Annotated in this window: 19 protein-coding genes and 1 pseudogene; 7 read left to right on the top strand and 13 right to left on the bottom strand. The window is 66.8% G+C overall.

From position 1 onward, the window contains the following. The first annotated feature begins 260 nt into the window (after positions 1-260). The gene (locus NNI01S_RS11780) at positions 261-455 is read left to right on the top strand and encodes a hypothetical protein (RefSeq protein WP_063020074.1); all 195 of its coding nucleotides are present in this window, start codon (positions 261-263) and stop codon (positions 453-455) included. Here the strand turns inward: NNI01S_RS11780 and NNI01S_RS11785 are convergent. Beyond that, entirely contained in the window at positions 452-1126 is a 675-nt protein-coding gene (locus NNI01S_RS11785) for a PAS and ANTAR domain-containing protein (RefSeq protein ID WP_063020075.1), read from the bottom strand. The genes NNI01S_RS11780 and NNI01S_RS11785 overlap by 4 nt on opposite strands. A gap of 218 nt (positions 1127-1344) precedes the next feature. Between NNI01S_RS11785 and NNI01S_RS11790 the strand changes: the two genes are divergently transcribed. Continuing rightward, positions 1345-2040: a type 1 glutamine amidotransferase domain-containing protein gene (locus NNI01S_RS11790; protein ID WP_063020076.1), complete on the top strand. Its 696-nt coding sequence runs from the start codon at positions 1345-1347 to the stop codon at positions 2038-2040. A gap of 58 nt (positions 2041-2098) precedes the next feature. On the opposite strand, the gene NNI01S_RS11795 is transcribed toward NNI01S_RS11790, so the two are convergent. The 4 genes from NNI01S_RS11795 to NNI01S_RS11810 all read right to left on the bottom strand — a co-directional run bounded on the left by NNI01S_RS11795 (position 2099) and on the right by NNI01S_RS11810 (position 5186). Next, entirely contained in the window at positions 2099-3169 is a 1071-nt protein-coding gene (locus tag NNI01S_RS11795) for a glycerophosphodiester phosphodiesterase family protein (RefSeq protein ID WP_063020125.1), read from the bottom strand. 109 nt (positions 3170-3278) lie between these two features. Beyond that, complete coding sequence (locus NNI01S_RS11800) at positions 3279-3899, bottom strand: TetR/AcrR family transcriptional regulator (protein ID WP_063020077.1); 621 nt, start codon at positions 3897-3899, stop codon at positions 3279-3281. A gap of 73 nt (positions 3900-3972) precedes the next feature. Continuing rightward, positions 3973-4722 carry an SDR family NAD(P)-dependent oxidoreductase gene (locus tag NNI01S_RS11805; protein ID WP_063020078.1) on the bottom strand — a complete coding sequence of 250 codons (750 nt, stop codon included), beginning with the start codon at positions 4720-4722 and terminating at the stop codon, positions 3973-3975. Beyond that, a complete protein-coding gene (locus NNI01S_RS11810; RefSeq protein WP_063020079.1) occupies positions 4719-5186 on the bottom strand; it encodes a MarR family winged helix-turn-helix transcriptional regulator in 468 nt (155 codons plus the stop codon). Before NNI01S_RS11810 ends, NNI01S_RS11805 begins: the two co-directional genes overlap by 4 nt. A 421-nt stretch (positions 5187-5607) precedes the next feature. Here NNI01S_RS11810 and NNI01S_RS11815 point away from each other — a divergent pair, with 421 nt between their 5' ends. Continuing rightward, positions 5608-6537, top strand: coding sequence for a cutinase family protein (locus NNI01S_RS11815; protein WP_245676077.1), 930 nt, complete (start codon positions 5608-5610; stop codon positions 6535-6537). A 51-nt stretch (positions 6538-6588) separates the two neighbouring features. On the opposite strand, the gene NNI01S_RS11820 is transcribed toward NNI01S_RS11815, so the two are convergent. Then, the gene (locus NNI01S_RS11820; protein ID WP_084488717.1) at positions 6589-8238 is read right to left on the bottom strand and encodes an acyl-CoA synthetase; all 1650 of its coding nucleotides are present in this window, start codon (positions 8236-8238) and stop codon (positions 6589-6591) included. A gap of 146 nt (positions 8239-8384) precedes the next feature. On the opposite strand from NNI01S_RS11820, the gene NNI01S_RS11825 reads away from it, so the two are divergent. Next, positions 8385-9269, top strand: coding sequence for an oxygenase MpaB family protein (locus tag NNI01S_RS11825; protein WP_439956122.1), 885 nt, complete (start codon positions 8385-8387; stop codon positions 9267-9269). Positions 9270-9505: 236 nt separating this feature from the next. On the opposite strand, the gene NNI01S_RS11830 is transcribed toward NNI01S_RS11825, so the two are convergent. Together NNI01S_RS11830 and NNI01S_RS11835 are read right to left on the bottom strand one after the other, a co-directional pair. After that, entirely contained in the window at positions 9506-11080 is a 1575-nt protein-coding gene (locus NNI01S_RS11830; protein WP_063020082.1) for a GMC family oxidoreductase, read from the bottom strand. A 16-nt stretch (positions 11081-11096) separates the two neighbouring features. Next, positions 11097-12824, bottom strand: a complete 1728-nt coding sequence (locus NNI01S_RS11835) for an aldehyde dehydrogenase family protein (protein ID WP_063020083.1) — start codon at positions 12822-12824, stop codon at positions 11097-11099. 110 nt (positions 12825-12934) lie between these two features. On the opposite strand from NNI01S_RS11835, the gene NNI01S_RS11840 reads away from it, so the two are divergent. After that, the gene (locus NNI01S_RS11840) at positions 12935-14116 is read left to right on the top strand and encodes a PucR family transcriptional regulator (protein WP_245676078.1); all 1182 of its coding nucleotides are present in this window, start codon (positions 12935-12937) and stop codon (positions 14114-14116) included. Positions 14117-14369: 253 nt separating this feature from the next. On the opposite strand, the gene NNI01S_RS36335 is transcribed toward NNI01S_RS11840, so the two are convergent. After that, on the bottom strand, positions 14370-14495 hold the full coding sequence (locus NNI01S_RS36335; RefSeq protein WP_281180618.1) for a hypothetical protein: 126 nt from the start codon (positions 14493-14495) through the stop codon (positions 14370-14372). A 77-nt stretch (positions 14496-14572) separates the two neighbouring features. On the opposite strand from NNI01S_RS36335, the gene NNI01S_RS11845 reads away from it, so the two are divergent. Continuing rightward, on the top strand, positions 14573-15121 hold the full coding sequence (locus NNI01S_RS11845) for a TetR/AcrR family transcriptional regulator (RefSeq protein ID WP_063020085.1): 549 nt from the start codon (positions 14573-14575) through the stop codon (positions 15119-15121). A gap of 276 nt (positions 15122-15397) precedes the next feature. Here the strand turns inward: NNI01S_RS11845 and NNI01S_RS11850 are convergent, their stop codons facing one another. Next, positions 15398-16756 (bottom strand): DEAD/DEAH box helicase, encoded by a 1359-nt coding sequence (locus NNI01S_RS11850; protein ID WP_063020086.1) that lies wholly within the window; start codon positions 16754-16756, stop codon positions 15398-15400. 768 nt (positions 16757-17524) lie between these two features. On the opposite strand from NNI01S_RS11850, the gene NNI01S_RS11855 reads away from it, so the two are divergent. After that, a complete protein-coding gene (locus NNI01S_RS11855; protein ID WP_063020127.1) occupies positions 17525-18586 on the top strand; it encodes an acyl-CoA dehydrogenase family protein in 1062 nt (353 codons plus the stop codon). 96 nt (positions 18587-18682) lie between these two features. On the opposite strand, the gene NNI01S_RS11860 is transcribed toward NNI01S_RS11855, so the two are convergent. The 3 genes and pseudogenes from NNI01S_RS11860 to NNI01S_RS11865 form a co-directional block, all read right to left on the bottom strand. Further along, positions 18683-19498 carry an IPT/TIG domain-containing protein gene (locus NNI01S_RS11860; protein WP_245676079.1) on the bottom strand — a complete coding sequence of 272 codons (816 nt, stop codon included), beginning with the start codon at positions 19496-19498 and terminating at the stop codon, positions 18683-18685. A 21-nt stretch (positions 19499-19519) separates the two neighbouring features. Next, a pseudogene (locus NNI01S_RS36495) lies at positions 19520-19744 on the bottom strand (IPT/TIG domain-containing protein); the annotation flags it as partial. A 252-nt stretch (positions 19745-19996) separates the two neighbouring features. Beyond that, the coding region (locus NNI01S_RS11865) for a beta strand repeat-containing protein (RefSeq protein ID WP_174554392.1) at positions 19997-22045 on the bottom strand (2049 nt) is incomplete at its 5' end.

Genomic DNA, 22045 nt, shown 5'->3' on the forward strand with positions numbered 1-22045 from the left:
ATGTAGCGATGTAGCACGATGGAGTTGGCAGCGGGTTGGCTCGGGCACGCCTTCACCGAATTACGGATTACGGGGCGTGTCACGCCGCCGCTGCTGAAGCGCATCGCACCGCGACGATCTGGTGGGGCAGATCCGCCGGAAGATCGAATTCATCTGCTGGAGCAGGGAACGCCGACATCCGAAAACCTTCCGGCAGAAGATCTTTCCAATGTGGGCCGTGGTCGCCCGCCGACGGCATCGCCCCGCTACGCGACTCGCTGGTGCTCACCGCGATGACCGGGCGGCGCGGCATCGACCCACTGTTGGACGAGCCGACGATCACCAACCTCTACCTCGACGACAATCCGGCGACGTGGCTGCGCCCGGGGGTCCCGCGCGACAGCTATCTCGGGGAATACCTGATGCGCGCCAAGGGGATGATTCGTTCGGCCGGACCGGTCGCGCCGGTCGGCTAGTCCGCAGCGGGTTCCGCGGGCGGCACCCGACGGTGCAGGGTCAGCAGAAGATGATCGAAGCGGGTGCGTTGCTGGACCAGCGCGCCGTTCATCGTGACGATGTCGGCGACGAGCTGCTCGGCCAGCGCGCGGATCTTGATGTTGGTTTCCTGCGAGCGCCAGCGCAGCACCCGGAATGCCTGGTCGGCGGTGACGCCGTAGACGAACATCACGACGCCCTTGGCCTGTTCGATCACCGCGCGGGCATCGATCACGTCGGGGAGCAGGTCGTCGAGGGCTTCCTGCCGGTTGTCCTCGAGTGTCGCGGTGACATCGATGAGGTAACCGGAAGAGCCCACCACCGTGCCCTCTTCGTCGAACAGCTGGTCGCCGAGCACGATCACGTCGTGCGTCTCACCCTCGGTGTCGATGATCCGGTGGCGGGTGCAGAACGGCGTAGCGGTCTCGACGGCGTGGGCGAGTGCCTCGGCGACTCGGCTGCGGTCGTCGGGGTGCAGATGCTTCTGCAAGAGTTCGGTGGACGGGTCGACCTCGCCCGGTGCGTACCCGTAGATCGCGGCGGCGTCGTCGGACCATTCCCACCGCTGGTCGGCGAAGCGAAAGCGAAAGCTGCCGATATCGGGGCAACCGCCGAGCATCTCGCGTGCAGTCTCCTGCTCGCGTTGTCCCATTTCAGTCACCGGTCCAGTATGGCGCGGACGCAAGCGCAGGTCAGGAGGAGGATGGCGTTGTGTGGCCCGCACCTCGCCTGCCGGTCACGCTGCGCATGGCCGAGCCTGCGGAAAAGTGAAACAGAAATATTCGCGAACCCGAGGTCAGCGGGTGTGGGCGACAGGACTCGATGGCCGAAGCCGACCGGCCGGGTTCTGGACGACGGAGGCGACACACGATGGCGAAGATCCTTTTCGTGATGACCGGAGCCGATCACTGGACTCTGGCCGACGGCACCGAACACCCCACCGGATTCTGGGCCGAGGAGTTCGTGGTGCCCTTCGAGAAACTGAAGGGCGCGGGCCACGAGATCGTGGTGGCCACGCCTGGCGGCGTCGTGCCGAGCGTGGACGAGAGCAGCCTCGCACCCGACGTCAACGGCGGTCAGGAGACCGCCGACCATCGGGCTCAGGTGATCGGCACGAGCGCCGAGCTGAACAACCCGGTCGAGCTGGCGAAGGTCGACGTCGCCGACTACGCGGCGGTGTTCTATCCGGGCGGGCACGGGCCGATGGAAGACCTCGCGGTCGACGCCGATTCCGGTCGGCTGCTCGCCACCGTCTCGGCCTCGGGCAAGCCGTTGGCTGTGGTGTGCCATGCGCCCGCGGCTCTGCTCGCCGCACGCGGCGGCGACGGGACGAACATTTTCGCGGGCTATGCCATGACCGGGTTCACCAACGCCGAAGAGACGCAGGCGGGCTTCGCGGACAAGGCGAAATGGCTGTTGCAGGATCGGCTCGTCGAGATAGGGGCGGATTTCCGCGAGGCCGAACCCTGGACCTCGAACGTGGTGGTGGACCGCACCCTGATCACCGGCCAGAACCCGGCGTCCTCCGCCGCGGTGGCCGATGAGTTGCTGAAGATCCTCGCTTGACCCGGGGCCGCCCCTGCGGCGACGGGCCGACCGCGACGGCCGGGTGCCACGCCGCTCCTCAGGGGCGGGGGTAGGCCGGTGGCAGGCGGTCGCCGCGGTCGGACAGCAGAGCGCGCAACACGTCAGGGCGATCGGTGATGAGGCCGTCTACGCCCATATCGAGCAGCGCGTTCATGGTGGGCCGGTCATCGACGGTCCATGGCACCACCCGCATGCCGCGACGGTGCGCGGCGCGAACGAGTTCTTTCGTGGTGAAGGGCTCATAGCCCGGATCGGTGACGGCGGCGTTCTGCGGCGAGCCGTGTACCGGCGAGACCGCCGCCGCGCCGATGGAGGCCGCGGCCGCGACGAATTTCTCCTGCGCAGATCCCGGGAAGTCGTCGATGTCCAGTCCGCCCAACCACGGCGAACCGCCTGCTTCTCCGGCTCGCAACTTCGGCTGACCATCGGTCAAGGCGACGATCGGAAGGTCGGGCGCCACCGCACGCAGCCGCCTCAGTGCGCCGAAATCGAAACTCTGGATGGTGACCTGCGCCGCGATGTCCGCGCGGCGGATCTCCGCCACCACGAGGTCGGCGAACTGCTCACGCGACGCGGTCTGGTCCGGGGCGTCGGCCTCGACCTTGATCTCGATGTTCAGCATCACCTGATCGGCGTGATACGCGCGCACCAAGTCGAAAACCTCCGACAGCAGCGGCATTCGCGCACCCGGGGCTCTGCGCTGTCCGGGCTGCGCGGTGGACGGCACCGAACCGCAATCGATCGTCCGCACTCGAGCCAGCGTCAGCTCGCGAATGAACGTATTCCCCGGCACATAGGGGAACTTCGGGTCGCCGGGGGCGGCGGGCGCGGTGTCCACGCACTTCGCCGGACTCGGATCGCGGTCGTGGGTGACCACCACGTACCCGTCCGCGGTGATCTGCACGTCGAGCTCCAGCGTGCTCACCCCCAGTTCCAGCGCGTTCGCGAAGGCGGGCAGCGTGTTCTCCGCCACCAGCCCCAACCCGCCGCGATGGGCTTGGATATCGAACGCGGCGGGACCATCGGCCGCCACCGGCGGCGCGCCGGCTGTCAGAACACCGGCTGCCAGCATCCCCGCCACCGCGCTCGCCGCGCACATTCGCCGCATCGTGTCATCCTGCCGCCGGGTGGTCACGCTCGGGTGAAGAAGTGGTGAACGGCGATCCGCCGCGCCCGCGCCTTCCGACGCCATCGGCACGCGACCGTGCGTGCCGCACTCAGTGGCCGACCGCGAGCGAGACGGCGAGAACGAGACCGGTCGCGGCCTCGGCCAGGCGCTCGCGGGGGACCTCGAGCCGTCCGTCCACCCAGTCGAGGTAGAGGGCCACCAGCGCGCCGCTGAGCGCGGTACCGGCGAGCGTGATCGAGGATTCGTCGGCCGGTAGCAGGGCGGTGGTCTCGGGGCCGAGCGCCACGGCGAGGGTCCGCGTCATCGCCGAGGCGCGACGGAGGCTGTGCCTGCGGAGAGTGTCGTCGGCGAGCGGCTCGCGCAACAGGACTCGGGCGCGGCGCGGATCGGCCTCGAAGTAGCTCGCGCAGGCTTCCAGGGCGGTGCGCACGGCCGTAGGGAGATCGGCGCCGCCGGGGAGTTCGTCGAGCCGTTCGCGGAGCCCGTCCTCGACCCGGTCGTAGACGGCGGTGAGCAGTTCCTCCCGGCTGTCGAAGCTCTCGTAGAAATAGCGGGGGCTCAGGTTGGCCAGACGGGTCACCGCCCGCATGGTGACCGCGGCCGATCCTGCGGTGCCGAGGAGGTCGAAAGCCACGTCGAGCAACTGCTCACGGCGGTCGCCGGACCGATCCTGCAGCGTCTGGCCACGCCACAGCTTGGGGGTACTCACCGGTCCATCCTCGCATCGGGGCGTTGTTCCGGGGCGGGGAACGCCACCCGGCGGCCGACGTCGCCGGGTCAGGTCATCCGGCCGACCAGCCGGCGTCGACGGGCACGATGGCGCCGTTGACGAACGAGGCGGCGTCGGAGGCGAGGAACACCGCGACCGCGGCCATTTGTTCGGGTGTGGCGAGGCGTTGCTGGTTGAGTTCGATGATCGGTCGCAACCGGGCGACGCCTGCGGGATCGAAGTCGGGGGCGATGCCGGTCATGGTGGGCCCGGGCAGGATGGCGTTGCAGCGGATGCCGTCGCCCGCATGCGCCCACGCGACGTTGCGGGTGATGCCGATGACGCCGTGTTTGGAAGCGGTGTAGGCGATTCCGGCCGCACCGCCGCGTATTCCGGCTTCGGACGCGGTGTTGACGATCGCGCCCTTCCCGCGTTCGAGCATGTGGGGCAGTACCGCTTTGGTGAGCAGGAAGGTACCGGTGAGGTTGATATCGATGACCCGGTTCCACTGCTCGACGGAGGTGTCGGCGGGCAGCGCCATGCTGTCCATGATCCCGGCGTTGTTGCACAGCACGTCGATGCGGCCGTAGGCGTGGAGGGTGAGTTCGACGAGCCGGTCCACGGCCTCGGCGTCGGAGATGTCGGCCGCGACAGCCAGGGCGTGCTCGCCGATCTCGGTGGCGATCCGATGCGCTCGGTCGGCGTCGATGTCGGCGACCACGACTCGATGTCCGGCCCGCGCGAAGCCCTCGGCCATGGCGCGGCCGATGCCCGAGCCCGCGCCGGTGACGACGGCGACCGGCTGCTCGCTGGTGTCGGTCATGGACGATCCTTTCGGTCGGTGGAGGTGGGCGGCCGCGGCGGCGCCGGTCGGTGTTCGTCGAGCAGCAATGTGGCGAGTTCCTCGAGCAATGCCGCGGCACGCCGCGCGGAAGTGACGTCGCCGATGGCATCGGCGAGGGTGTCGTCGATGGGGCGCTGGCGACGGTCGATATCGCGGGTGAGCTGCTCAGCCGGATGGACCAATGTGCGGCGACGATCGGCGGGATCGGTGTCGGCGACGAGCAGGCCCCGCTCGACGAGCCCGGCCACGATCGTGGAGACGTGACTCTGGACGAACCCCGTGCGCTCACACAGTTGGCGGATGGAGCAACCCGGATACTCGACGACCTCCCCGAGGATCGCCATCTCGCCCGGGGACGGAAGGCGGTCGCCGGGAGCGATGTTCGCCTGACGAGCCAGCTCGGTCAGTCGCCGAGCCAGGCGATAGAGCTGCCTGCCGTTCACGTGCCCCACCCTACCGAAATAATCTGTAACAGATACATCTGATGCAGATGAATTGATGGGGGATGCTTCCCGTGCGGAGACGCTGGGCGCATCCGGCTCCGCTCGCGGGTCATTCGAATGCCCTCCCGGGATTGCGATATGTGACTGCCTGTTATTGCCACTTGTATGATCCGCGACGAGTGGCCCCCCGCTTGTCCGCTAGGCTCAGCGATCCTTGAGTCGCGATGTTCGATTCAAGTCAAAATACTTGGTTGCGACATGGTTTCAAGACGAACGGGCAGCGGCATCGGGAGTCTGTCCAGCGGACCGGAAGCGGTGGTACCAGGAGGCTACGGTCTGCTATGTTAATAATGATTCTGCACTATGGAACTATCGCGGTACCTGTGGTCAGTGTCCGGGCTCAATGAGGAGTGGCGCAGATATGGACGAACTCAGCCTGCGTGGGGCATGGAAGAAGATGGCCGCCGCTTGCCTGGCCGCAGCGGTGACCACCAGTCTCCACCTCGGTGTCGAATCCGTTGCCGAAGCCGCACCGGCGCATTGCCCGGAGTTGTATGCGGTAGCGATTCCCGGAACGTGGGAGACCTCCAGCACCGGTGCGGGCAAAGGAATGCTCGCGGTCGCCCTGAACGATCTGCCCGGTGATGTCGAGGTGGACTATGTCGCTTACGCCGCGACGGCCTTCCCCTGGGAAAGCGAAGTGTACGGCCGCTCCAAACAGGAGGCGATCGACAAAGCGCGTGTCTCGGTCTCGGCCATGGCGCAAGCATGTGCGGCCACCCGGATCGCGGTGCTCGGCTACAGCCAAGGCGCGGACGCGGCAGGTGATCTCGCGGCCGAAATCGGCACCGGGCGCGGCGTGGTGCCGCCGCATCGGGTGGTCCTGGTGGGGCTGATCTCCGATCCGCGTCGCGCACCGAGCGACACGCTGATCGGCCCGCCCGTTCCCGGCGCAGGCGCGGCCGGGCCCCGGATCGGCGGTTTCGGGTGGCTCGCCTCGCGGACCTTCACCTTCTGCGTCGCGGGTGACCTGTATTGCGCGATGCCGGATAGTGACTTCGCCGGACGCATCGCGGGCTTTTTCGTCCAGCTGTCGAACCCGAATCCTGCGCAGCTCGGCAGCTACCAGCAGCAGGCGGCCGAGATCATCGGCGACGCCCTGGCGGCGGGAGGCTTCGATCTCTTGTCCGATCAGCTCAACGTCTCCGCGTATGAACAACGGAAGCGGCAGATCGACGACTTCCTGAGCTCCGGAATCCACCAGAGCTACCCCACCTACGCCATCGGCCCCGGCGCCGTGACGCCCTTGACCTGGCTGCGGCAACGCCTCATCGAGGTAACCGGTCCCTGACCGGCCCCGGCGACGAGGCGCTGTGTTCGCCGCCGGATCTCCGTCCGGACATCAGATGTCGGCCTGCTCCAGGGTCCGGCGCACCAGCTTGCCGGTGGCGTTGCGCGGCAGTTCGTCGAGGAACACCACGTCACGGGGCACCTTGTGGCGGGCCAGGTTCGCTTTGACGTAGTCCTTGATCTCCTGTGCGTCGCGCTCGGCGCCCGGCGCGAGAACGACGAAGGCGCGCAACCGCTTGCCGAAGTCGTGGTCCTCCACGCCGACGACGGCGGCCTCGAGCACGTCGGGACGGTCGACCAGGAGGTTCTCCACCTCGAGCGGATAGACGTTCTCGCCGCCGGAGACGATCATGTCGTCGTCGCGGCCGTCGATGAACAACCGTCCGTCGGCGTCGAAATGGCCGACGTCGCCGCTGGACAGCAGTCCGTCGACCGTTTCCTTGTTCCGGCCGTCGGTGTAGCCGGAGAAGCTGAGTCCGCTGGAGACGAAGATCGTGCCGACCCGGCCGGGTGTGGTGATCTTCTTGCGTTGCGCGTCGTAGATCGCGACGCGGCATCCGACCGGCGGTTTGCCGACGGTGCCCGGCGCCACTCGCATGTCGTGCGGGGTGGCCACGGCGGCGACCGCGACTTCCGTCGAGGCGTAGAGGTTGTACAGCACCTCACCGAAGGTGTCGCCAGTGCGTCTGCTCAGGTCGGGCGAGACGGGCGCTCCCGCGGTGAATATCACGCGCAGTGACCTGGTGTCGTACTGCTCGAGCACGCTGGGGCCGAGGTCGAGGATGCGCTGCAGCATGGTCGGTACCACGACCAGGGTGGCGGCGCGGTGCTGCGCGACGTTGGCGAGGGTGCGCCGCGGATCGAATCTCCGCTGCTGGAAGACGATCTTGTTGCCCAGTGCCCAGCCGAGAGTGAACTGCGACAGCCCGGTGCCGTGGAAGATGGGCGCCGCCATCACGACCGTGTCGTTGCGCGGCAACGGCACCCGATGCAGAAACTGCGCCGATTGCAGGGGCGAGACCTTGTCCCGGGGAGCGCCTTTCGGGGTGCCGGTGGTTCCGCTGGTCAGGATGACGACGCCGCCGGGACGCTCGGGAGCCGGCAGTGCCGCGGTCGAGTTCGCGGCGATGAGCAGGTCGATCGTCGGTGTGTCCGCCCCGACGGCGTCGGTGTCGTCGACCCAGGTCAGCACGCGCGGAACGGTTTCGGGAACCGCGCCGAGCAACGCGAGGAATTCGCTGTCGAGCAGGATCGCTGCGACGTTCTCCCGCTCGGCGACCTCGGCGAGCTGCGGTTTGGCGAACCCGGTGTTCATCAGCACCACACGGGCGCCCAGCTTCCCTGCCGCCAGGAGCGTCAGCACCATTCCGCGATGGTCCCTGCACAGCGCGGCGAGCACGGTGCCGGGGCCGATGCCTGCGGCGGTGAGCCCGCGGCCGAGCGCGTTCGACTGCTTGTCGAGTTGATCGAAGGTGAGGGTGCCGCGTTCGTCGACGATCGCCGGCGCCGACCCGTGGCGTCGGGTGGCATGCGCCAGCACGGTGACGAACGGGCCGAACACCGACGCGTCGCGCATCACCCTGATCGTCTCGGTGGGCCGCGCCGGATCGAACATGCCCCGTTTGGCCAGAACCGCCGCCGCCGACGCCAGGTCGGCCAGCGACCGGACGGCGGCGAGCGGCGACCGCAACGTCATCGTCATCGAACACCTCCAGGTGAGGCGGTCGGCGAGCGAAACCCGGACGATGCCTCCGATGCGAATCGGAATTCATGTTCACATAAGTGACAGTGAGAGGTCCGTGAGCTTGCCGACCGTGTCGGTTGTTGAGAGAATATGGTGTCACTTATATCAATATCTCGCTGGAGTTCGGCATGTCTCGTCCTGAACCGTCCGCACCGCTGCGGACCGCTCCCGATCCGGATCTCGGACGCCGGCGCCGCTACATGGCGGGGCCCGCGGCGCTGCTGGGTGGCCCGGCCAACGTGATCATGCAGCTGAGCCTGCCCGGGGTCGGCCGCGGTGTGGTCGAGAGCACGGTCGACAGCGGCCGCTACACGTTGCATCCGCGCAAGCGCGGTCGCACGACCTTGACCTATCTGGCGGTGGCGATGCTTGGCACCGAGGAAGACCGCGCGGCCTATCGCGCGGCCGTCAATACATCGCACCGGCATGTGCGATCCGGTCCCGACAGTCCGGTGAAGTACAACGCCTTCGATCCGGAACTCCAATTGTGGGTCGCCGCATGCCTGTACCGCGGCACCGTCGATTCCCTGCGCTTCCTGTACGGTCCGATGGACGAGGATCTGGCCGACGAGGTGTATCGCGAGTCGAGCCGATTCGGGACGACGCTGCAGATGCGCCCGGAACTGTGGCCAGCCGACCGCGCGGCATTCGCCGAGTACTGGGACTCGAAGCTGCCGGATCTCACGCTGGACGACGAGGTGCGGGCCTATCTGCTCGATGAAGTCGTCGATCTCGGACCTTACCGGCGCATCGAGCGGCTGGCGTTCGGCCGGGCGAATCGGTTCTTCACCACGGGCTTTCTCCCGCAACGGTTCCGCGACCAACTGGGACTGGAGTGGAGCCCGCGCCGGCAGCGCGTCTTCGAGCTGACGATGCGCACGATCGGACTGGCTCTGCGGGTGTTTCCCGAACGGTGGCGGCTGTACCCGTTCGAAACCTACCTGCACGACATGCGCAAGCGGCGCGCACTCGGGAAGCCGCTGGTGTGACGGCCGACGCCGATCGGGGGAACGTGCTGTGCGTGCGCCCGCGCCCTTGCTGCGGAAGTACCTCGGCGATCGGCGATTCGCGTTGGCGCTTCCCAGGGCGGTGGCGCTGCAGATCCTGCATCCAGCGGTCGCGACGGCGCTCACCGAGCACGTGACCTACCGGCTGTGGCTGCACAAGCGCTCGAAGGGCCCGGTGGACGACCGACGCCCGACACGAGGCCGCTCAGGGCTCACCTTCAGCCGCGGATCAGGTCGGCTGCCTTCTCGCCGATCAGCACGCTCGGGGCGTGGGTGTGTCCGCGGATAATGCTGGGCATCACCGATGCGTCCGCGATCCGCAGCCCTTCGACACCTCGAACCAGCAAAGCCGGTGTCACGACGCTGGTTGCGTCGCTGCCCATCCGGCAGGTGCCCACCGGGTGATACAGGGTGTGTGAACAGGTGGTGAGCGCCTTCTCGAGCGTGTCGGGGCCGGTATCCGGCGCGCCAACGGGACGAGCGACTCTGCCGAGCAGCTTTTTCAACGCGGGTGCTTCGGCGATCTCCGCGCACATGCGAAGGCCTGCCAGGATGGCCGCGCGGTCGACGCCGTCGCTGTCGGACAGGTAGCGGGGATCGATGACCGGCTTCGCCAGTGGGTCGGCCGAGCGCAACGAGATGCGGCCTCTGCTCTCCGGCTTGAGCAGGATAGAGCCCATTACCACCGCGTGGCCGTACGGTTCTCCGATGCCCTCGTCGAAAAACGGTGCGGGTCCGAAGATCAGCTCTAGGTCGGGCAGATCCAGTTCCGGGCGGCTACGCACGAATCCGTAGGCCTCACCGACATTGGAGGTCAGCATGCCGCGGTGTCTGGCAAGGTAATTGATGAGCTCCAGCGGCTTTTCCGCGGCGAACAAGCTGTCGCCTTCGACGTCGAAGCCGAGCATCGCGACCAGATGGTCCATCAGGTTCTGCCCGACCTCCGGTGCGTGGTACACCGTGGCGATGCCGTGCTCCGCGAGATGTTCACGATCGCCGATGCCGGAGAGCATCAGTAGTTGTGGGCTGTTGATCGCACCGCCGCACAGCACCACTTCCCGGCGGGCATACACGACCTCGCGCTTGCCGTTGGACTCGAATTCGACGGCCACAGCACGAGTTCCATCGAAAATAATGCATGTCGCGACGGCCTCGGTGCGCAATGTCAGGTTCTTTCTGCCGAGCGCGGGTCGGAGGTAGGCGTCGGCCGTGCTCCAGCGTGCCCCACCCTTCTGTGTCACGACGGTCTCGGAGAAACCATTCGGCTCGGGCAGGTTCGGGCGCTCCACGGTGTGCCCGGACTCGACCGCGGCCGCCAGCCAGGCCGCCGTGAACGCGCGCGGGCTGCGCTGCCGCGACACATGCAGCGGACCGGCGACGCCCTCATCGGGTTCGCGTGCCCCCTCGACTGCTTCGATCTTGCGGAAGTACCGCACGACCTCGGTGAAGGACCAGTCGCTTCCGGCTCGCTCGGCCCAATCGTCGTAGTCCGCGGCGAATCCGCGCACCCACATCATCGCGTTGAGCGACGAGGATCCGCCAAGAGTTTTACCTCTGGGCCAGTAGATTTCACGTCCGCCCAGATTGGGCTGTGGTTCGGTGCGGTAATCCCAGTCCACGGCGCTGCGGAACAGCTTCGAGAATGCGGCGGGGATATGGATGAATTTGTCTTTGTCCCGGGGACCAGCCTCCAGCACGACGACGCTGGCCGCGGGGTCGGTACTGAGTCGGTTGGCGACGACCGCGCCCGCCGATCCGGTACCGATGACGACGTAATCGGCGTGGGTATCCACGTGTGCTCCTGCTCGGTCAGCCGCGCAACGCGGATGCGAAGATTGCGGGCAGTTTTCCCCAACCGGGTGCTCCGGCGAACGCGGCGAGTCGCCGTCCGGTCGTAGCCGCGGTCGTATTGTTCACAAACCATGGCGGCTTCGGCGTGAGCGACCACTCGCCATGCAGCACCGAGCGTGGCGCGGGACGGAACGGGCCGCGCACAACCGTGCGTTCGGGCCGGTCGATCAGGAATGCGTTGTGCACCACGCCGATTCCGCTCTGCACGTCGTCGATCGTGTGGCCGGGATATGCACCCCAGGTGGCCGCGGCGGTGAGGAACCCGGCGCCGGTCCACGCATTGATCGCGATCGTGCCGTAGTGCAGCTGCTCGATCAGGTCGTCGAATGCCGCTCCCATCGCGCGGATGGTCGCCGGGTGCGCGATGACATTGACCCCGAGCGTGCCGACGAACTCGTCGTTCGCCACTGCCGCCGCTGCCCGCGTGAAATCCCGTCCGAGACCTGACAATTCGACCACTCCGAGTACCGGCGCGAAGTATTCGGTCTGCAGCAGTGTCTCGGTTCGGTCGCCGCGCAGGCCCGGCATCAGAACTCGGCCGCCGAAGTGCTCGGCGCTCGGATAGGTCGATTCGGCTGCCGCGACCCGATCGTCGCTGCCCGGGTAATACGCGACCCGACTCGGTGCGGCCTGGTAGGCGGCGCGCAGCTCGCGCAGGAAGTCGTCCTTCTGATCCCAGTCGGCGGAAATCACGACGGCCTGCGCCGCGACACAGTTGTATCCGCCGTTGTGCAGGCGCTGGGTGACAATGTGGTCGGCCTGGAACCGCAGATCGGCCTTGCTCCACCGACCCGGCAGCACGATGGTCGGGGAGACGCCGCCGAGTTCGCTGGTGATCGGCTTGTCGAGTCGAGGCCGACCGGCGGCCTTGCGTGTCGCGGCATCTTCGCCGTGCCCCCAGACGATCGCGTCGTGTGTCGCGGCGCTGCCGGTCATATGCACGTGTGCGACGTCTGGATGCTGCACCAGATATTCGCCGACGTCGGCTGCGCCGGTCAGGATCCGGACGGCCCCGATCGCAATGAACGGCTCCAGCACATCGGTCAGCGGCTCCAGCATCGGGTCCGTGATCGGATTCAGCTTCAAAGCGACGACGCGGTTGTGCGCGATCAGTTCGTACAGCACGTCCAACGGGGCGATCGAGGTGATGTTGCCCGCGCCGAGCACCACCCCGATGCCGTGGGTGTGAATCGGGTCGAGCTGCGCCAGCCCCGCGGCTCGAATGGCTTCGGCGGGGCCGATCCCCGGCTGTAGCCACACCTCGGCGCTGAATCCGCTCAGCAGCAAAGTGTCGAAGACCGAGGTGGGCAGCACGCGGACCGTGGTGCGTCCACCGGCGGTGCCGAAATGCGCCTTCTCGAGTGGGCTGCGCCCGGCGGCGAGTGCGAGCAGGCTTCGCTCTAGTGCTCCAGCTCCCGATGCCATCGCATAGGGGCCGGATATCCATTCCTCGCCGACCAGCGCCGTGCCTGGATCCAGCCGCTTATAGCGGACCGCCGCATCGACCCACTTTCCGGCGAATTGCGCGGTGCGCTCGCGGACGCGCCCGAGCAGCTCGGCGCGTGCGGCCAAGGAGATCGTGGCCCATATTTTTTCACCCTCGGCAAGTGCCGACAGTGCGGCGTCGACGGCGCCCCGCAGGTCGGTCGGCGAGTCGTTGATGGTCATAGTCGGAATTGTCCGCATCAGTGCACTCGCGCACCATGGGCGGCGGTCGCGGGAGTAGGTGATCGATTTTGTGCGACGGCACAATGATGGTGTGGCGTGGCCCACATAGCTGGTGATATGCTGCCGTGGTGGCCAGGCCGTTGCACTCGATCGCGGCCACCGAACTCGCGAGGCAGTTGCTGGACTCGGTGGGCTCGATGGCCGACGAACTCGCGGACCGGATCGTCGCATCCGAGCGGGCATACCTGGACTCCCAATTGCTGACCCGCGAGCAACTGCGCGGAGCCTGCCTGGACAACTTGAGCGCAATGCTCGGCTACCTTGCGGGCCGCGATCCGGTGCGGCTGGAGTCCGCGCGTGCGGCGGGCAGATTGAAGGCCGAACAGGGGTTGCCGATAGCGGCGATGCTGCACGCCTACCGGCTCGGTGGTCAGTTGATCTGGGAAGAGTTGATGGTTCGTGCCGGTGGTGTCGCCCATGGTGAGCTGTTGAAGATTCCTGGCGCATTGTGGGCGATGGTCGATCGGTACTCCGATGCCGCGGCCGAGGCGTACCGCGAGACCGAAACTCTGGTCGCCCTGGCCGATATCGAGTCGCGGGCCCGGGTGATCCGGACCTTGTTCGACGACCATGCGGAGAATCCCGCTGTGGTTCTGGACGCCGCGCGCACTCTGGGCCTACCCGAGTCCGGGGTATTCGTAGTGGTCGCCGCCGAGGCTGATTCGGACCGGAACACGATGGCCGCGGCGATCGCCAAGCTGAACGACCGTGGCATCGTTTCGATCTGGGATTTCTACGCCGATACCCGGACCGGTCTGATCTGCGCACCCACGTCCACCGAAATCGACGGTGCCATCAGCTTACTCGGTGCGGCGGTCGAAGCTCGTGCGGGCGTCAGTCGCGTCTTCGGCGGTCCGCAGGGCATTGCCGCTGCGCGCGACGAAGCCCGGCTCGCGCTCAAGTGCATCCCGCGCGGTGCCGTTGCGATGACCCGTTACGAATCGGAGCCGGTCGCGCTACTGGTGGTGCGGCTACCCGATGCGGCGCGCAGTGCGGCCGCACAAATCCTCGGCCCGCTCATGCAGCTGCCGGAGGCGGAGCGAACGGCTCTGTTGCACACCCTCGAAGTGTGGTTCGACTGCAAAGGCTCGACCGTGGCCGCGGCGCAGCAGATGCACTATCACCGCAACACCGTGCTCTACCGGCTGCGCAAGATTCGCGACCTCACCGGCCGCGACTGCGACCAACCCGCACAGGCGGCCGAGCTCTACGTCGCGCTGCAGGCGACCCGACTGCTGCGCCCGCTGTAGTTTGGTCAACAGCATGGCCAGGCAATGCCTTTAGAACACGATCGCGGTAGGGGGGAGCCTCGATTATCGCTGCGACTCGGTGAGAGTGTTTCGGCGAGTGGTTTCCCGACGAGCCTAGTGGCTATACCGCAGCGTGGCCGCGGCACCTGGGACGGGACAGACGTGTCGCCCATGGCAGTGCTTTCCGGCCCAGTGTCGACGTGCCCGGCCGCGATTTCGGTGATGCCCTCTCCACCTGGGATTCCTGCGGCAGTCAGCCGACGTAGAAGTCCTTGTGGACGGCGACGAACTCCTGGACGGCCAGGGACCGCTTCCCGGTGATGCGCTCGACGTCGACGGTCGCTCTGTCGTAACGGTTCGCGCGGTGCAGCTGCGCCATGGTCGCGATGTGCTGCTCGGTGTGCTGTGGCAGGCCCGCGTTCGCGAGTACCTCTGTGCGCCACCATTGCCCGCTCCGTGGTCCGCTCGCTGCTCGCCCGGACCGCTATCGAGCTGGTCGCCGCCAAGGGCTACGACAACACGACCCTCGAAGAGGTCGCCGCCGCCGCGGGCGTCTCCCGGCGGACCCTGTTCAACTACTTCCGCAACAAGGAAGACCTTGCGCTCAGCAGCCTGGCCGAACAGGGCGAACTGATCGCCGCGCGCCTCGCGCAGCGCCCGGCCGACGAGGATGCCTGGGCGGCGCTGCGCGCGGCGTTCCAGGTGCTCGAGGAGATCGACATGACAGCCGAAGGCCGCTTGGAGTTCATCACGCTGCTGTTCGGCAACGATTCCCTACGTGCCGGACACGCGGAGAAGCAAGCCCGCTGGCAAGACCTGTTCGCACCGCTGATCGAGCCGCGACTGCCCGACTCCGACCGCCGCACCCTGCAAGCGCGTGCGATCGCGGCCGCAGCGATCATCTGCCTGCAGGCAGCCAACGAGGAACGGGTACGGCTGGGCGGGCAGGTCGACCTGTTCGACCTCTACGCCGCCGCCGTACAGGCCATCCGCCGCCCCACGTGAAACCGGGCTCCACCACGCCCGTCGGCGTGGGGACCAGGGGCCGAACCGGGCGGCTGGGTCATGTCATGTCCCGGCGCGTCCCTCTCTGCCACGCCCGTAGATTTCGCGGCGACCCAACCGCACGGCAACCCATCAGGCGCGACCGCCTCGCACTCGATGGGTTGCCCGCCAGTACGGGCGCACGTTCACCAGCATTCGATACCCGGCAGTTCGCCGGCGATGCTCAGCGACCCGGCGATTTCGGCATGGGCTTGTCTGGCGAACGGCCGAACGCGCCTATGCGGCCCTTCCGCGCGCAGAGTGAGCCCGCGACTTGGCGCGCGACTGACCTCGCGCCGCACTGCCGTTGCGACGGCCGCTTCCCTCGCGCGGTCCGCCACTGCTCCCGCGCGGTCCGCCACTGCTTCGGCGGTCGTCTTCACGTGCCGCCCGCTCGCTGTAGGAGGGCGCGACGAAGGGGGCGATCGTGCCGACGAGCTCGGCCACCACGGGCGAATCGGCGGTGACCCGTTGCGGGGTCACAGTGATCTTGGCCTTGCGCATGAGGTCGGCCAGGTCGCGTCGTTCGCCGGGCAGCACCAGGGTGATCACTTCACCGGAGTTGCCTGCCCGCGCGGTACGCCCCGAACGGTGCAGGTACGCCTTGTGTTCGGCGGGCGGATCAACGTGCACGACCAGCTCGACACCGTCGACGTGCACGCCGCGCGCGGCCACATCGGTCGCCACCAGCACGAGGGCATCACCGGCGGCGAAGACCGCGAGGTTGCGGTCGCGGGCGGCCTGCGAGAGGTTGCCGTGCAGATCGACGGCCGGAATTCCGGCCAGGGTCAGCTGCTTGGCCAGTTTGCGAGCCTGATGTTTGGTGCGCATGAACAGGATTCGCCGCCCCGAGCCCGAGGCGAGCCGGTGTACGACCTCGCGCTTGGCTTCGACGCTCGCGGTTTCGAAAACGTGATGGGTCATGGCGGCGACCGGGGAGTTCGCCCCATCGACGGAATGCAGCTTGGCATCCGGCAGGAAACGGCTGACCAGCTTGTTGACGCCGTTATCCAGAGTGGCCGAGAAGAGCAGGCGCTGACCAGTGTTCGGGGTGGCCGCGAGAATGCGGGTCACGCCTGGCAGGAACCCGAGGTCGGCCATGTGGTCGGCCTCGTCGATAACGGTGACCTCGACGGCATCCAGGGAGATCAGACGTTGGTTCATGAGATCCTCGAGCCTGCCGGGGCAGGCGACGACAATGTCGACACCGGCGCGCAGCGCCCGGACTTGCCGGTTCTGCGGTACCCCACCGAAAATCGTGGTGACGGTCATGCGATAGGCCGCGGCGAGGGGTTCCAGCGCGGCCGTGATCTGGGTGGCCAATTCCCGAGTCGGCGCCAGCACCAGGCCGGTCGGGCGGCTCGGTGCGCGCCTACCGGCGAGACCGCCGCCGAGACGGTTGACCATGGGTATGGCGAAGGCGAGGGTCTTGCCGCTGCCGGTCCGGCCACGGCCCAGCACGTCACGTCCGGCCAGGGAATCGGGCAGGGTGTCGGTCTGGATCGGAAAAGGTTCGGTGATCCCGGCGCGAGTCAACGCCTTCACCAGCGGCGCGCTCACGCCGAGCGCGGCAAAAGAGATGTCAGCAGAACTCATAGGTGTTGCGGTGCCTTTCGGACATCAGGTGGTGCCCGAGCCGTCTGTGGACCTTCCGGGTCCGCGCCGGGGGCACGAAATGGCGAGATTGCCGATGGGCAAAATCGATCGCCGTAAGAAGAGCGGATGCGGCAAGCGCTGGTTGCGAAGCGAATGCGATCTACGACGCTTGGCGTGACATGTCACGCACTCGATCAAGCATAGCCTGCGATCGGCGGTTCGTCCGCATCGGGTGAGGTATCTCGCCTCTGGCCAGGGCTGGGCCGACAGGCGCTGCTCGTCAGGACGAGGTGTGGGGCCGGTGGCGGGCTGGTGAGTCATTTGCCCGGGTCGCCGCCGCCGCGAAAGCGGTCACATGTCCGGAGGCCCGGGGGCGTCCGTGGGTGGAGCATCGGTGCCGACACGCGCTGCCGGTGTCGTACCGGTCGTGCTGTTGCGGTGGCCCGTGCTGTCGGTTCCTCATCGAGATCCATCTGGTGGCTCGCCGAACGGGCTGTGCCGCTGAGATCACGAACGCCACGCCGAATCCGTTGACGGTCGCTGCGCTCGTTTGCCCACTCCGCGCGGCATAATCCATCGACACGTTGTGGGAGAAAAACCGACCGACCGACTGTTACCCAGTGCGGCTGGCGCTGCGGTTTACCGCCCGTTGATACACGTTTCGACGACCGAGAAACCGAACAGCTTGCTGCCGACCGAGGCATGACAGGCAGATCCACCGAATGACAACTCGAACCGTGCCGATCGATGATTCGGAAAGGAGTGATTTTGGGTTTCACGGGAGTCGACAGCGAGGACGCTGTCGCCGAAGCTGTCGTGAGCGTGCTCGAACGCGAGAATGCCCGTGATTTCTCGCTGTGGCCGAAACTCGCCGAATCCGGCTTGCTCTCGGTAGCACTACCCGAGCGCTGCGGCGAGGATACGGGCCTGCTCGAGGTATCGATGATGCTCACCGAGCTCGCCACCGACGCTGTGCAGTCGCCGGCCTTGGCAACACTCGGTTTCGGAGTTCTACCACTGGCACAAGCGGCTCCGGAAAGTTTGAAGCAGAGAATTTTTCCCGCTGTAGCGCAGGGCGCGATAGTTACCGCCGCGCTCAATGAGCCCGGTGCACCGTTCGTCGCGACCCCGAGGACAGTGGCGGTGATCGAGGGCGGGTCGGTGCGAATCACCGGTCATAAGGTGTGTGTCCCGTATGCCGAGTCCGCACGGTGGATTCTGGTGCCGACGGATTGCGGTGTGGCCGTGGTCGAGTCCCGCGCAGCTGGTGTCAGGTGTGTCCGAAGTCCCGGTGTGAGTAGTGCTCCGGAGTATTCGGTGTACTTCGAGCAGGCCGAGATCCCGGTAGAACAGTTGTTGATCGACGGCGCCGCGTCACTGCGGCAGCTGGCGGTGGCGACAATCGGGTCCGTCGCCGACGGGCTGCTCAAAGGCTTGCTGAGGGTGCTCGCCGAACACATCCGTATCCATCGCCGGTTCGGGCTGGCACCCGCCGAGGTCCACGCGGCCAGGCGAGAGTTCGAAGAGGTCCACGACGTGTCGCGGCTGCTGCAGACAGCATCGCGGTCGGCGAATCGGTTGCTGTCCCAGCGAAACGACCACCCCGACTACGACGAACGGGTCCGCGACGAACTCGGCACGCTCGCTCACTGGATCAAGGCACAGTTGCCCGCGGCTATGGACAGATGTCACCGGCTGCACGGCGGCACCGTTACCGCAGAGCCGTTCCGCCGCTACCACGCACAAGTCGAGGACCTGGTGCGATGGCTCGGTGATGACTCGTTACGGATCTTCTCTGCCCTGGAGAAGGCCGAGCCCTCCCGGGCTTGAACCAGCCCGGAAAACGGGAGACCCCATGGCCTGCGTAGCGGTGGCGGGGACCGGGCCACCGGCAACGACTTGCCGGCGGCCCAGCGGCGTCACCTGTCAGATGTAGGTATAGCTGACGGCGTTACTGGTTCCACCCGCAGTGATGACGGTGATATCCACCGTCCCCGTTCCTGGAACAGCGATCGCGGTGATCTGCGTATCGGAGTCCACGGTGAAGTCGGATGCCACGATGCCGAACCTGACCGATGCGCCGGTAGCGAGACCCGACCCGGTGAGGACAACCGTGTTCCCGCCCGCTTCGGGCCCCGAAGTCGGGTTGACCGATGTCAGAGCGGGAACCGGAACATAGGTGTAGGCCACGCCGTTGCTGGTGCCATTCGGGCCGGTGGCGGTAACCTGCACGGTACCCGTTCCGGCAGGGGTGAAAACGGCGATTTCGGTATCGGAGTTGACGGTGAACGATGTCGCCGGCGTACCACCGAATGTGACCGCGGTGGCTCCGGTCAGGCCGGTCCCGTTGAGGAAGACGAGGTGTCCGCCTGCTTCGGGCCCCTGGAACTGGAAGATCGACGCCAGTGCCGGAATATAGGCGTAGGAGACGCCGTTGCTGGTACCAGCCACAGTGGTGACGGTGACCTGAACGGTGCCCGTCCCCGCAGGGGAGACGGCCGTGATCTGCGTATCGGAATCGACAGTGAACGATGTCGCCGCCGTACTTCCGAACGAGACCGTACTGGCAGTGGACAGATTCGTGCCGGTGAGGGTAACAGTGGTCCCGCCTGCGGCCGAGCCCGCACTCGGACTGATCGCGTTCAGAGTGGGAGCCGGGGCGCAGGTGCAGGGAATACAGTTACCCGTTTTCGTAATGGTGAACTGCAGTGTCCCGGTCACGGTGATGGTCGTGGTACTCACGCAAGGTGCATACGTGTAGGAGACACCATTACTGCTTCCACCCGGACCGGTGACGGTGACCTGCACGGTGCCCGTTCCCGCGGGAGCGGTCGCGGTGATCTGTGTGGTGGAGTCGATGGTGAAGACGGCTGAGGTGGTACCGAATTGGACGGTTGTGGTATCGGCGAAGCCGGTACCGGTGATCGTGACGCTCGTACCCCCCGTCGTGGGGCCGGACGTCGGGGCGAGGGAAGTGATGGTAGGCATGGCGCTGACCCTTTATTGCTGAATGGTTCCTCGGCACCGTGTGGTGCTCGGTGTGTCGGCGGCCCGCCTTTTCCATTAACGCCCCCGCGGCGGTTGTCGAGCAATGTATCTGCAATCCGGTTTATTCCGTTTTTCATTCGCCTTTCACGCGGCAGCCGCTGTCTTGTCGAGCGCTTCGTTTCCGAATGGTGCAGGGCACGGATACAAGACTGGGCCGCCGGCGCAATGCCGGCGGCCCAGCCGAATCACCTGTCAGATGAAGGTGTAGGCGATGCCGTTGCTGGTCCCACCTCCTGTGGTGGCGGTGACTTGTATGGTGCCGGTTCCGGCGGGAGAGATTGCCGTGATCTGAGTGGCGGAGTCGACCGTGAACGAAGCCGCCGGTGTCGCACCGAAATCGACTGCGGTGGTTCCGGTCAGATCGGTTCCGGTGAGAACGACCGTCGTGCCGCCTGCTGCCGCGCCCGAATTCGGGGTGGCTGTACTCAGGGTGGGCGCCGGGACATACGTGTACGTGACACCATTGCTGGTTCCACCCGCCGTGATCACAGTGATCTGCACAGTCCCCGTCCCCGGAACGGCGGTCGCGGTGATCTGCGTATCGGAGACGACGGTGAAGTCGGACGCGGAGATACCGAACAGAACCGCGCCCGTAGTGGACAGGCCGGTTCCGGTCAGGGTGACGGTGTTACCGCCTGCTTCGGGCCCTGCGGTGGGGCTGTCCGAGGTCAGTGTGGGAACCGGGATATAGGTGTAGGACACACCGTTGCTGGTGCCATTCGGGCCGGTGACGGTGACCTGCACGGCGCCCGTCCCCGCAGGTGCGAAGGCCGTGATCAGCGTGTCGGAGTCGACCGTGAACGACGCTGCCGGTGTCGCGCCGAAGCTGACCGCGGTGACGCCGGTCAGGCCATTGCCGGTGAGGAAGACCTGATTTCCACCTGCTTCCGGCCCTTGGAAGGGGAACGCCGAATTCAGGGCCGGGACATACGCGTAGGAGACGCCGCTACTGGTACCACCCGCAGTGGTGACGGTGACCTGCGCCGTTCCCGTTCCGGCGGGAGTGACTGCCGTGATCTGTGTGGGGGAGTCGATGGTGAATGATGTCGCCGGTGTCCCGTCGAAACTGACGTCAGTCGCTCCGGTCAGATCCGTTCCGGTGAGAACGACCGCCGTTCCGCCCGCTGCCGTTCCCGAACTGGGCACCACCGTGGTCACTGTCGGAACCGGTGCGAAGGTGAAGGCCACGCCATTGCTGGTACCTCCCGCAGTCGTGGCGGTAACCTGCACCGTCCCCGATCCGGCCGGAGAGACCGCCGTGATCTGCGTCGGGGAGTCGACCGTGAACGAAGCCGCCGGTGTCGCACCGAAATCGACCGCGGTCGTTCCCGTCAGATCCGATCCGGTGAGGACGACCGTCGTGCCGCCCGCCACCGGTCCCGAGTTGGGAACCGCATTGGTGAGAGCGGGAGCCGGAATGTAGGTGTAGGCGACGCCGTTGCTGGTGCCGCCCGCGGTGGTGGCGGTGACCTGTACCGTCCCGGTTCCAGCGGGAGTGACGGCCGTGATCTGTGTGGGGGAATCCACGGTGAACGAGATTGCCGGTGTCGCACCGAAGCTGACCGCGGTGGTTCCGGTGAGATCGGTTCCGGTGAGGACGACAGTCGTTCCACCCGCTGCGGTTCCCGAGTTCGGTGCCACCGTGGTCAGAGCGGGAGCTGAAACGTAGGTGAAGGCCACTCCGTTGCTGGTCCCACCCACGGTAGTGGCGGTAACCTGCACCGTCCCTGCTCCGGGCGGAGAGACTGCCGTGATCTGTGTCGCGGAGTCGACCGTGAACGACGTTGCCGGTGTCGGACCGAAAGCGACGGCTGTCGTGCCGGTGAGGTCGGCCCCGGTGAGGACGACTGTCGTGTTCCCGGTGACCGGACCGGAACTCGGTACCATCGTGGTCAGTGCGGGAGCTGGAACGTAGGTGTAGGCGACGCCGTTGGTGGTTCCGCCCGCGGTGGTGGCGGTGACCTGCACGGTCCCGGTTCCGGGGGGAGCGAGGGCGGTGATCTGGGTCGCGGAGTCGACGGTGAAGGAGGCTGCTGGTGTGGCACCGAAGGTGACCGCTGTGGTCCCGGTCAGATTCGTTCCGGTCAGGACGACCGTCGTCTCACCGGTGACCGGCCCCGCGCTCGGCACTACCACGCTCAGCGTGGGAACGGCGACGTAGGTGTACGTGACGCCGTTACTGGTTCCACCTACGGTCGTGGCGGTGACCGTAACGGAACCCGTCCCCGCTGGGGTGACCGC

The organism is Nocardia niwae NBRC 108934 = DSM 45340 (genome assembly GCF_001613465.1).
Lineage (GTDB): Bacteria > Actinomycetota > Actinomycetes > Mycobacteriales > Mycobacteriaceae > Nocardia > Nocardia niwae.

Coding starts and splice junctions, on each gene's coding strand:
- NNI01S_RS11785 (WP_063020075.1), bottom strand. CDS start 1,126: ATGGGACAACGCGAGCAGGAGACTGCACGCGAGATGCTCGGCGGTTGC.
- NNI01S_RS11790 (WP_063020076.1), top strand. CDS start 1,345: ATGGCGAAGATCCTTTTCGTGATGACCGGAGCCGATCACTGGACTCTG.
- NNI01S_RS11795 (WP_063020125.1), bottom strand. CDS start 3,169: ATGCGGCGAATGTGCGCGGCGAGCGCGGTGGCGGGGATGCTGGCAGCC.
- NNI01S_RS11805 (WP_063020078.1), bottom strand. CDS start 4,722: ATGACCGACACCAGCGAGCAGCCGGTCGCCGTCGTCACCGGCGCGGGC.
- NNI01S_RS11815 (WP_245676077.1), top strand. CDS start 5,608: ATGGACGAACTCAGCCTGCGTGGGGCATGGAAGAAGATGGCCGCCGCT.
- NNI01S_RS11820 (WP_084488717.1), bottom strand. CDS start 8,238: ATGACGATGACGTTGCGGTCGCCGCTCGCCGCCGTCCGGTCGCTGGCC.
- NNI01S_RS11835 (WP_063020083.1), bottom strand. CDS start 12,824: ATGCGGACAATTCCGACTATGACCATCAACGACTCGCCGACCGACCTG.
- NNI01S_RS36335 (WP_281180618.1), bottom strand. CDS start 14,495: ATGGCGCAGCTGCACCGCGCGAACCGTTACGACAGAGCGACCGTCGAC.
- NNI01S_RS11850 (WP_063020086.1), bottom strand. CDS start 16,756: ATGAGTTCTGCTGACATCTCTTTTGCCGCGCTCGGCGTGAGCGCGCCG.